This window comes from Streptomyces sp. (genome assembly GCF_031178505.1).
Lineage (GTDB): Bacteria > Actinomycetota > Actinomycetes > Streptomycetales > Streptomycetaceae > Streptomyces > Streptomyces gulbargensis.
Genome location: NZ_JAPSIW010001038.1, coordinates 1 through 1,675 on the forward strand (window position 1 = coordinate 1; position 1,675 = coordinate 1,675).

General features: G+C 75.9%; 2 protein-coding genes. One reads left to right on the top strand and one right to left on the bottom strand.

The annotated features are described in order from the left end of the window. The first annotated feature begins 73 nt into the window (after positions 1-73). Positions 74-1,036 carry an ADP-ribosylglycohydrolase family protein gene (locus RIF68_RS35995; protein ID WP_309055859.1) on the top strand — a complete coding sequence of 321 codons (963 nt, stop codon included), beginning with the start codon at positions 74-76 and terminating at the stop codon, positions 1,034-1,036. 7 nt (positions 1,037-1,043) lie between these two features. Here RIF68_RS35995 and RIF68_RS36000 read toward each other — a convergent pair. After that, on the bottom strand, positions 1,044-1,675 hold a 632-nt coding region (locus RIF68_RS36000; protein ID WP_309055857.1), incomplete at its 5' end, for a cytochrome P450.

A 1,675-nucleotide genomic window follows, 5' to 3' on the forward strand; every position in this document is an offset into this window, starting at 1 on the left:
TCCCTCCGCTCCCCCGCGCGGTCGCTGCCCGCACCGCCCGCCGCCGACCCGGCCGGGATGCCGCGCGCCGAACCTGCCACGATGCGTTCATGACCTTCCTCGACCGGCCGTCGGTGCCGTTCTCGGTGCGGCCGTCGGCGACGCTCTGGGCGCCCCCTTCGAGTTCGGGCCCCCCGGGGCCTACCGCGCCCGCTTCCCCGACGGCATCGGGGAGCTGTGCGGTGGTGGCGGCTGGGAGCCGGGCGAGGCGACGGACGACACGCAGATGGCCGTTCTGGTCGGCGAGTCCCTTCTCGAGCGCGGCGGACTGGATCCGCAGGACCTGTTCGGCCGGTTCCGGCGGTGGGCGGCGGCCGACCCCAAGGACATCGGTCTGCAGACCGAGCGGGTCCTCCTCGGCCCGGAGCCGTGGGACCGGGCGGCGGCGCGGGACTTCCGGAGGGAGGGCCGGGCGGCCGGCAACGGCTCGTTGATGCGGGCCTCGACCTCCGCCGTCCACTTCGCGCCCGCCGGCCGGGCGGCGACCATGGACGCGGCCCGGCGGATCGCCGCCCTCACCCACGGCGACCCCGCGGCATGGGAGGGCACCGCGCTCCTGCACGAACTGGTGCGCGTGGCGCTCCTCGGCGGTGACCCCCTCGCGGCCCTGCCCGAGGCGCTCGCCGAGGTCGCCCCCGCCCAGCGCGAACGCTGGGCGGCCGTCCTCGCGCCCGACTGGTCCCCGGTGGACGCCACCGAGTTCAACGGGGCCGTCCGGCCCTGCCTCGCCTCGGCCGTCTGGGCGCTGCGCACCACCCGCGGCTTCGTGGACGCTCTGACGGCCGCCGTCGACCTGGGCGGGGACACCGACACCGTGGCCGCCGTCACGGGGACCCTGGCGGGCGCGGTGCACGGGGCCGGGGAGATCCCGTCCTCCTGGACCGACTCCCTCCACGTCCCGCTGCCCGGCTTCGGGGGACGCGTGCTCCGCGCGGACGAGCTGCGGTCCCTCGCCACGGCGCTCGCCTCCAGGTCCCCGGCGCTCCCCGCGCCCTGAGGTCCGGTCAGGTTCTCGTCCGCACCGTGGCGATCACCTCGCGGTCCGGCTGGAGGGTCAGGCTCGGGACGGGGCGTATCTCGCCCGCGGCCACGTCCAAGTGATGGCGGCGGGCCAGGACCGCCAGGACGAGGACCGCCTCGACCAGGGCGAAGCGCGTGCCGAGGCAGACCCTCGGGCCGCCGCCGAACGGGAACCAGGCGTACTCGGGGATCCGTTCGGCGGGCTCGCCGTCCTCGTCGGTGAGCCAGCGCTCGGGACGGAACGCCTCCGCGTCGCGGTACCAGCGGGGGTCGCGGTGGGTGGCCCACTGGCTCGACCAGACGCGGGTACCGGCCGGGACGGGGACGCCGCCGAGCGTGGCGCCCTTTCTGGCGATGCCGGTGATCAGCCAGACCGTCGGATAGAGCCGGAGCGTCTCCTTCACCACCGCCTGCGTGTACGGCAGGGAGGCGTAGTCGTCGTGTCCCGGCTCGTGGTCCGCGAGGACCCGGTCCAGCTCCTCGGTGAGTGCGGCGCGGACCCGGGGGTTGCGGGAGAGGAGGTACCAGGCCCAGACGAGGGTGGAGCTGGTGGTCTCGTGACCGCCGATGTACAGGGTGACGGTCTCGTCGCGGATCTCCCGGTCGGAGAGGGGGG